This is a genomic window from Kluyvera sp., from assembly GCF_965301105.1.
In genome coordinates this window covers 24,167-32,077 of record NZ_CBDKZX010000047.1, presented here as the reverse complement: position 1 = coordinate 32,077, position 7,911 = coordinate 24,167, and the positions used below count along the sequence as shown (strand labels likewise).

9 protein-coding genes are annotated in these 7,911 nt (G+C 58.0%); 1 reads left to right on the top strand and 8 read right to left on the bottom strand.

What is annotated here, in order from left to right:
• Window positions 1-263: 263 nt before the first annotated feature.
• On the bottom strand, window positions 264-572 hold the full coding sequence (locus ACW14G_RS15450) for a hypothetical protein (protein WP_167575627.1): 309 nt from the start codon (window positions 570-572) through the stop codon (window positions 264-266).
• Between the two features lie 398 nt (window positions 573-970).
• Here ACW14G_RS15450 and proX point away from each other — a divergent pair, with 398 nt between their 5' ends.
• Window positions 971-1,966 (top strand): glycine betaine/L-proline ABC transporter substrate-binding protein ProX, encoded by a 996-nt coding sequence (gene proX, locus ACW14G_RS15445; RefSeq protein WP_419058868.1) that lies wholly within the window; start codon window positions 971-973, stop codon window positions 1,964-1,966.
• Window positions 1,967-2,009: 43 nt separating this feature from the next.
• Here the strand turns inward: proX and catA are convergent, their stop codons facing one another.
• From catA to ACW14G_RS15410, 7 genes are all read right to left on the bottom strand, one after another.
• Window positions 2,010-2,936, bottom strand: a complete 927-nt coding sequence (gene catA / locus ACW14G_RS15440; RefSeq protein WP_167575625.1) for a catechol 1,2-dioxygenase — start codon at window positions 2,934-2,936, stop codon at window positions 2,010-2,012.
• A 35-nt stretch (window positions 2,937-2,971) separates the two neighbouring features.
• Window positions 2,972-3,250 (bottom strand): muconolactone Delta-isomerase, encoded by a 279-nt coding sequence (gene catC, locus ACW14G_RS15435; RefSeq protein ID WP_167575624.1) that lies wholly within the window; start codon window positions 3,248-3,250, stop codon window positions 2,972-2,974.
• 12 nt (window positions 3,251-3,262) lie between these two features.
• Entirely contained in the window at window positions 3,263-4,375 is a 1,113-nt protein-coding gene (locus ACW14G_RS15430) for a muconate/chloromuconate family cycloisomerase (protein ID WP_249023134.1), read from the bottom strand.
• Complete coding sequence (locus ACW14G_RS15425) at window positions 4,362-5,642, bottom strand: MFS transporter (RefSeq protein ID WP_419058871.1); 1,281 nt, start codon at window positions 5,640-5,642, stop codon at window positions 4,362-4,364. The genes ACW14G_RS15430 and ACW14G_RS15425 overlap by 14 nt, the downstream gene beginning before the upstream one ends.
• An 84-nt stretch (window positions 5,643-5,726) precedes the next feature.
• On the bottom strand, window positions 5,727-6,221 hold the full coding sequence (locus tag ACW14G_RS15420; RefSeq protein ID WP_223802789.1) for a flavin reductase: 495 nt from the start codon (window positions 6,219-6,221) through the stop codon (window positions 5,727-5,729).
• A gap of 10 nt (window positions 6,222-6,231) precedes the next feature.
• The gene (locus tag ACW14G_RS15415) at window positions 6,232-7,164 is read right to left on the bottom strand and encodes a PDR/VanB family oxidoreductase (protein ID WP_249023132.1); all 933 of its coding nucleotides are present in this window, start codon (window positions 7,162-7,164) and stop codon (window positions 6,232-6,234) included.
• Window positions 7,165-7,174: 10 nt separating this feature from the next.
• Window positions 7,175-7,909 (bottom strand): SDR family NAD(P)-dependent oxidoreductase, encoded by a 735-nt coding sequence (locus tag ACW14G_RS15410; protein ID WP_249023131.1) that lies wholly within the window; start codon window positions 7,907-7,909, stop codon window positions 7,175-7,177.
• Window positions 7,910-7,911 lie beyond the last annotated feature (2 nt).

Sequence of the window (7,911 nt, the reverse complement as noted above, 5' to 3'; positions counted from 1 at the left end):
TTTTATACCCATAAGGGAGTACCTGAAATGAATGCATAGAAGGCTAATTATTTGTGCAGAAAGTGCATTTTTTCTACCCGAAAAATAATTTCCAAAGCTCCCAAAAGTGCATATTTAATTTATAAAAATGAATATTTCACTTTGGGAAGAGACGCTATATTTTATTCCGTTATGACTGACTCATTTTGTGAGTCATTACTTGCGTAGATGAGGCGCTACCTGCATTTCCAGTCATTGAGACAGGCAGCGCCAGGAGAAAAGACTTAAAGATAACTGATGGTCACTTCCTGAAGATGAGGATTCCCCGGCAGCGTGCGGCGATCGATTCGGCTGATGACCTTAAATGGCGTACTGGACGTTGTCGACATCGCGACATGCTGTTCATGAATGGCGCCGTCACGGTAGCAGGCAATCTGCAAACCCTGGCCCGATGGCGAGACGTTACAGCCCCCTTCGACCACCTGACCGATAAAATGAATGGTGCCGGAGTTTGACCGACTCTGCGCTTGCGCCACACCGGATAACGCCAGGCTTAACAGCGACAGACATACTACAGGTACTATTTTCTTCATACTTCCCCCACTTCCTGTGAGAATGAATCCGCATCATCTACTCTCATTGATGCAGCTCGTTTTGCCTCCTGGCACTCTCATTTTTCATGAGAATCAGGCTAATCACTATAGCGTACGTCCTCATCAGAATTGAATCCGTCATTTGTCGTATTCATAAGCGTTAATATCTAGCCAATACAATTCATTTTAAGAATATCCTTAGCCATATATAAGGGTAAAAAAGAATGCTGAGGAATATTGAGGATTGCATATACGCTTTATTATGTTAGGGTAAGTTATTGTTGCTAACACAACCCGGAGAGATTAATCGTCCTACCATCCTTTATTTCCACCTTTTATCCAAGCGGGAATAATATGCCACCTCTGGCTTAACACGCGAAAATAACAAGGTTATTATTATGCAAACAACAACTCTGCGCACCCTCACGCTGGCTGCGTTATTCACCTCCCCCACTCTTTTTGCCGCGGACCTTCCCGGCAAAGGCATTACCGTTCACCCCGTGCAAAGTACCCTACCGGAAGAAACGTTCCAGACCGAGATAATCAACCGCGCGCTGAAGCAGCTAGGCTATGATGTCACCCCGATTGAAGAGGTGGAGTACAACGTCGCCTATACGGCGATTGCGGCCGGTGATGCGACCTTCATGGCCGCCAACTGGCTGCCGATGCAGCAGGATATGTATGACGCCAGCGGCGGCGATCGGAAATTCTACCGTCAGGGTACTTATATTAGTAACGCCGCCCAGGGTTATATGATCGATAAAAAAACTGCAGAGAAATATAACATTACAGATATTTCTCAGCTAAAAGATCCTGAACTCGCGAAATTATTTGATGCCAACGGCGACGGTAAAGCGGATTTAGCCGGCTGTAATCCCGGCTGGGTTTGTGGCTCGGTGATTGATACGCAAATAAAAGCTTATGGGCTCAGTAATACGGTTACACAGAATCAGGGGAATTATGCCGCGATTATTGCTGACACCCTCGCCCGTTATAAAGCAGGCAAGCCGGTGCTCTATTATACCTGGACGCCCTATTGGGTCAGTGATGAACTGAAGCCGGGTAAAGATGTGGTCTGGCTAACCGTCCCCTTCTCTGCTAACCCGGGCTCGCTGAAAGATCAGAATACCGAACTGCCGAACGGCAAGAACTACGGTTTTGCGGTCAACAACGAGTACATCGTCGCCAATAAAGCCTGGGCGGAGAAAAACCCCGCCGCGGCGAAACTGTTTGCTATCGCGAAGCTGCCGCTGGCGGACGTCAATGCGCAGAATCAGCTAATGCATAAAGGGGAGTCGACCGCTGCGGATATCCAGCGTCATGTAGACGGCTGGATCCACGCCCACCAGCAGACGTTTGACGGCTGGATAAAGCAGGCGCTGGCAGCGCAGTAAGCAGTCAACGCCCGGCCTCGCCAACGCGGGCCGGGCGGCTTACTTACTCCATCACGCGCGCGCGCTTGATGCGGTTTTCTTCCTCAGCCTGCGCGGATTCCACCAGCGTAAAGTTGAAGCTCACCTCCGTGTGCGGCTGGTGAATATCGCGTTCCTGCGCCAGCTTGTCGTCGGTAATTTTGACCGGATCGGCAATCAGTTCTTCGCGGGTGGCAAAGGCGAAGTCATCCCACAGGTAGGCGTCGCCGTTGAGGTTAATTTGCGTCGTCAGGTGTTTATAGCCCGGCGCCGAGACGAAGAAATGCACGTGCGCCGGACGATTACCGTGACGACCAAGCTGATTCAACAGCTTCTGGGTCGGGCCATCCGGCGGGCAGCCGTAACCGCAAGGGACAATACTGCGCACCGCATAACGTCCGTCCGCCCCGGTTTCCACACGGCGACGCAGGTGATATTCACTCTGTGATTGATCGAAGAATGAATAACCGCCGAGAGTGTTGGCATGCCAGATATCGACAATCGCGCCCGCCACCGGTTGACCTTGAAGATCGGTCACCTGCCCGTGCAGCCACATCGGCTCTCCCGCTTCGCTGCCATCATCCATCCGCGCAAACTGTTTGCTCAGCGGCGCGCCAGCGACATACAGCGGCCCCTCAATGGTGCGCGGCGTACCAACGTCAAGACCGGCGGCTGCCTCTTTTTCATCGGCGCGCATATCAAGGTAATGCTCCAGCCCCAGTCCGGCAGCCAGCAGCGCCGCTTCTTTGCGCTCGCCCAGTTCATTCAGGTAGTTGACGGCCAGCCAGAACTCTTCGTCGCTGATATCAAACTTCTTGATGGTCTGACACAGGTCGCTCAGCACCTGATGCATAATCGCTTTAAAACGCTCGTTGCCCTGTTCGGCATTTAAGCCGCTGCTGATCGCCAGTAACGATTCCAGTTCGGTCTGTTTTGCGGGATTAACGGACATTGCGTATTCCTCTTCGTAGGGTAAGGGTTGTTGTTTTAATCAATGGCCGACGGGTGTCGGCATAACGGCTGCACGCTGATCGCCATATACGGATAGAGCGGCAGCGCGGTTAAGAGGTCGTGGAGTTCCTGGTTATCGGCCACGTCAAAAATGCTGACGTTGGCGTACAGCCCGGCGACGCGCCAGATATGCAGCCATTTCCCTTCGCGCTGAAGCTGCTGGGAGTAGGCTTTCTCTTTTGCCTTGATCTCATCGGCTTCGGCTTTAGGCAGCGACGAGGGGATATTGACGGTCATTTCAACTTTGAACAGCATCGGGATATCCTTTTAGTGGCGCGCGTAATAACGCAGTTTGTCGAGGTCAATCTCCACGCCCAACCCCGGCCCTTGCGGCAGAGAAACCTGCCCCTGGCGGAAGTCGAGCGGCGTGACCACGATGTCATCTTTCAGCAGCAGCGGGCCGAACATCTCGGTGCCCCACTGCATCCTGACGGTGGACCAGGCGTGCAGCGAGGCCACCGTGCCGACCGTCCCTTCCAGCATGGTGCCGCCGTACAACGCCACGCCCGCCGCCTGCGCGACGTGCGCCAGCTTCAGCGCCTGCGCCGGACCGCCCGCTTTGGCAATCTTCAGCGCATAAGCGCCGCTAAAGCCGCCGTGCGCCAGAGCAAAACCGTCGTGGCTGGTTGCCACCGCTTCATCGGCGAGAATCGGCACCTCAAAACGCTGGCTCAGGGCAATCAGCCCCTGCCGGTCCCAGAGCGGGGTTGGCTGTTCAACGAGGTCGATACCGCCGTCCTGTAGCTGGCTCATCCCTTTCACCGCGGTGGTGAAGTCCCACGCCTGGTTGACGTCAACACGAACGCTGACCTCGTCACCGAGCGCCGCTTTAATCGCCAGCGCGTGGCGAATATCGGTTTTGAGATCCCGGGCGCCAATTTTCAGCTTGAAGGTATCGTGCCGCCCTTCCGCCAGCAGCCGTTTGCCCTCTTCAATGTCTTTCTCCGTGTCGCCGCTCGCCAGCGTCCACAGCACCGGTAGACGGTCGGTTATCGCCCCGCCGAGCAGCGCGCTGACCGGCAGCCCCAGCAGCTTGCCCTGGGCATCGAGAAACGCGGTTTCCAGTGCCGATTTAGCAAAGGTGTTGCCCTTAACGCTGGCGTTCATTTTCTCTGCCAGCGCCGCCACGCCGTTGAAGGTCTGGCCGCACAGCAGCGGCGACAGGTAGGTTTCAATAGCCGAGCGGATGGCCTCCGGGCTTTCCGCGCCGTAGCTCAGTCCGCCGATGGTGGTGGCTTCGCCCCAGCCGACCACGCCCTGCGCGCACTGCATGCGCACCAGGGTCAGGGTCTGGCAGCCCATGGTGGCCATCGACAGTTTGTGCGGGCGAATGGTGGGAATATCCACCAGCCAGCAGGTCAGTGATTCAATCGTTAACATCCGTTGCTCCTGCATTATTGTGTTGTAAGGGGGTTGAAGGCAGGCTTCTCAGGGCAATCCATGCCAGCAGCGCGTAGGCCATCAACAGTAAAGAAACCGGCCAGGAGGAATCGACGGCCATCAGCAGCGCCACCGCCAGCATCGGGCCAAGGCCGCCGGAGAAGATAGACCCTACTTCGTGGCCCAGCGCCAGCCCGGAGTAGCGCACCCGCACCGGGAAGAGATCGCTCATGATGCACGGCTGGGTGCCGATCATCGCGCCGTGGCACACCGGCAGACCGAGGAACATCGCCAGCATCACCGCGCCATAGTTGCCGGTGGAGAGCAGCCAGAAGAACGGAAACGCCATCACCAACAGGCCAATCACGCCGATGTAGTAAACGGGTTTCAGGCCAATCTTGTCCGACAGCGCGCCCCAGAACAGGATCGAGAAAAACTCAATCAGCATCGCCAGCGTCACCGCGCTGATGATCTCCCCGGTGCCAATGCCAATGTGTTTGGCGTAGACCACCGAGAAGGTGAAGAAAATATAGGAAGCCCCGTTTTCCGGCAGCCGCAGGGCAATGGCCTGCAACAGCGCTTTCGGGTGTTCGCGCACCAGCACCAGCAGCGGGATCTTTTCATGCTTCTCTTCCGGCTTCGCCTGAGTGAAAGCTTTGCTCTCGCGAATGTTTTTACGGATATAAACGCCGACCAGGAAGATGACGATGCTCAGTAAGAACGGCACGCGCCAGCCCCAGCTCAGGAAATCGCTTTGCGGCAACTGTTGGACGAGGTAAAAGGCGAAAGCGGAGAGCACAAAACCGCCGGAGACGCCCATCTGGCTCCACGCGGTATAGAAGCCGCGCCGCGAGGCGGGCGCATTTTCGCTCAGCATCAATACGCCGCCGCCCCACTCGCCGCCGGACGCCACGCCCTGTAAGAAGCGCAGGATGATGAGCGACAGCGGCGCCCAGATGCCTATCTGCGCGTAGGTCGGCAGCAGGCCAATCACAAAGGTCGTCGCCCCCATCAGCGTCAGGGTCATGATTAGCGTCATTTTACGGCTATAGCGATCGCCGAGATGGCCGAACAGGATGCCGCCGAGCGGGCGCGCCAGAAAACCAACCGCGAAGCCGGAAAACGCCAGCAGCGTGCCCTGCAGCGGGTCGCCGCTTACCGGGAAGAACAGCGGGCCAAACACCAGCGCCGCGGCGGTGCCGTAGAGAAAGAAGTCATACCATTCCAGCGCATTACCCAGTACCGACGCGACCACCAGCTTACGCATTTGCTGCGCGTCATGGCGGACGGTCGTTGATGTGACGGCAGTTTCAGAAACGACATTGCTCATCCGGCATTCCCCCTTTCGTTATCAGACTTCCACGTCGCAGCCAACCGTGTGGTAGCGGCGGTTGAAATAGACCAGCCCGCGCGGCTGCTCGCTGATGCGAATGGCCTGCACCCGGCAGTAAAAGACCGAGTGGCTGCCCACTTCGTGGCAGTCGTCAATCAGGCAGTCAAAGCTCGCCACCGCAGAGCTCAGCACCGGCGCGCCGCTGGCCATCACCTGCCAGCTGTCGTGGCAGAAACGCTCTTCGGAGCGTAGGCTGGCGTTGGCGAAAATGCCCGACAGCGCCTGGTGGTCGCTCGACAGCACGTTGACGCACAGCGCGCCGTTTTGCTTGAAGTGCGCGTGGGCGAAGGAGTTGCGGTTCATGCACACCAACAGCGTCGGCGGCTGGTCGGTCACGCTGCAGACGGCGGAGGCGGTAAAGCCAAATTTGCCTGCCGGGCCGTCGGTGGTGATCACGGATACCGCGCTACCCAACTGCGCCATAGCGTTACGAAATTCGGTTTGCAGAGTCATAGTCAGAGCCTCAAAGATCGATAATCAGGCGGGCGCTTTTCGCCCGTGAACAGCACAACAGAATCTGATCGCCGTCGGCTTTCTCGTCGTCGGTCAGGTAGTGGTCGCGGTGATCCGGCTCGCCTTCGAGTACGTCGGTCAGGCAACTGCCGCAGATCCCCTGCTTACAGGAGACGCACACTTTCAGCCCGGCCAGGGCCAGCGCCTCGACAATGGTCTGGTTTGCCGCCACCTGCACGGTGATACCGCTGGCGGCGGCCACCACTTCAAACGGCTGGCCATCGGTGGCAACCTCAGCGCTGAAGCACTCCTGGTGAATCTGTTCCGCCGTGTAACCGTGTGCCGCCGCGCGTTCGCTCACCGCATCCATCAACCGTGCGGGGCCGCAAACGTAGACGTGTGTGCCTTGTGGTACATCGCACAACACCGCATCGAGGTTGATACGCTGCTCATCGCTGAAATGCAGGTGAACCTGCGGCGCGTAGTCCGCCGCTTCCAGATGCGCGACGAACGCCGCCTCAGCGCGCGATTTCGCACAGTAATGCAGGCTGAATGAACGCCCGGCGGCGCGTAATTCCGCCGCCATCGCCAGCATCGGCGTAATACCGATGCCGCCGCCGATCAACAGGCTGTGTTTGGCCTGTCCATCCAGCGTAAACAGGTTGCGCGGCTCGCTGACGCGGACCTCATCCCCTTCGCACAGGGCGTGCACCGCCAGCGAACCGCCCTGCGACTGGCGATCTTTGAGTACGCCGAGCTGATAGTGAAAGCGTTGCTGAGGGTCGCTGCACAGCGAGTACGGGCGCACCAGATCGTTGTTTAAATGCAGATCGATATGCGCCCCGGCGGTGAACGCGGGCAGCGCGATACCCTCAGCGTGAGCCAGCGTCAGCAGCACCACCTCGCCGCGCAGTTCACGGCGGACAATCTGTAATGTCAGCATCTTCTTCCCCTTAGCGCATAAACAGCCCGCCGTTGATGTCCCAGGTGGCCCCGGTGACAAACGACGCCTGTGGCGAAACCAGCAGCGCCACGGCCTGGGCGACAAATTCCGCCTCGCCGAGCTTGCCAACCGGGATCATCTGTAATAACCCCGCCATCTTCTCTTCCGGCACCAGCGCATGAACCGCCGGTGAATCCATCGGCCCTGGAGCGATGGCGTTCACGGTCACGCCGGATTTCGCCAACTCGCGGGCGAAAATTTTGGTCAGCGTCAGAATGCCGCCCTTCGAGGCCGCATAGTGCGCGCCAGAGGCGGTGCCGCCGTTCTGCCCGGCCAGCGACGCCAGATTGATAATGCGGCCATAGCCGCGGCGGGCGAAGTAACGCCCAAGGGTCTGGCAGCCCACAAAGGTGCCGCGCAGGTTGGTGGTCATTACCCGGTCAAACTCTTCCGCCGTAATCTCCATTACCGGCGTCGCCAGCGTCAGCGCGGCGTTATTGACCAGCGCCTGTAGGCTGCCGAAGCGCTCAATGGTGGCCGCCAGCGCGCGCTCAAAGGCGTCCGGCTGGCGAATATCCAGCGCCAATGCCAGCACGCGATCGCTATCCAGACCGGCGGCGGCAGCCTGTGCGCGTTCAGCATCCACATCGGTCAATACCACCTGGAACCCCTGCGCCAGCAGATGGGTGGCAATCACGTTGCCGAGACCGGCGGCAGCGCCGGTCACTAGTACGGTTTGCGTCATAA

Coding starts and splice junctions, on each gene's coding strand:
- ACW14G_RS15450 (WP_167575627.1), bottom strand. CDS start 572: ATGAAGAAAATAGTACCTGTAGTATGTCTGTCGCTGTTAAGCCTGGCG.
- proX (WP_419058868.1), top strand. CDS start 971: ATGCAAACAACAACTCTGCGCACCCTCACGCTGGCTGCGTTATTCACC.
- catA (WP_167575625.1), bottom strand. CDS start 2,936: ATGTCCGTTAATCCCGCAAAACAGACCGAACTGGAATCGTTACTGGCG.
- catC (WP_167575624.1), bottom strand. CDS start 3,250: ATGCTGTTCAAAGTTGAAATGACCGTCAATATCCCCTCGTCGCTGCCT.
- ACW14G_RS15430 (WP_249023134.1), bottom strand. CDS start 4,375: ATGTTAACGATTGAATCACTGACCTGCTGGCTGGTGGATATTCCCACC.
- ACW14G_RS15425 (WP_419058871.1), bottom strand. CDS start 5,642: ATGCGTAAGCTGGTGGTCGCGTCGGTACTGGGTAATGCGCTGGAATGG.
- ACW14G_RS15420 (WP_223802789.1), bottom strand. CDS start 6,221: ATGACTCTGCAAACCGAATTTCGTAACGCTATGGCGCAGTTGGGTAGC.
- ACW14G_RS15415 (WP_249023132.1), bottom strand. CDS start 7,164: ATGCTGACATTACAGATTGTCCGCCGTGAACTGCGCGGCGAGGTGGTG.
- ACW14G_RS15410 (WP_249023131.1), bottom strand. CDS start 7,909: ATGACGCAAACCGTACTAGTGACCGGCGCTGCCGCCGGTCTCGGCAAC.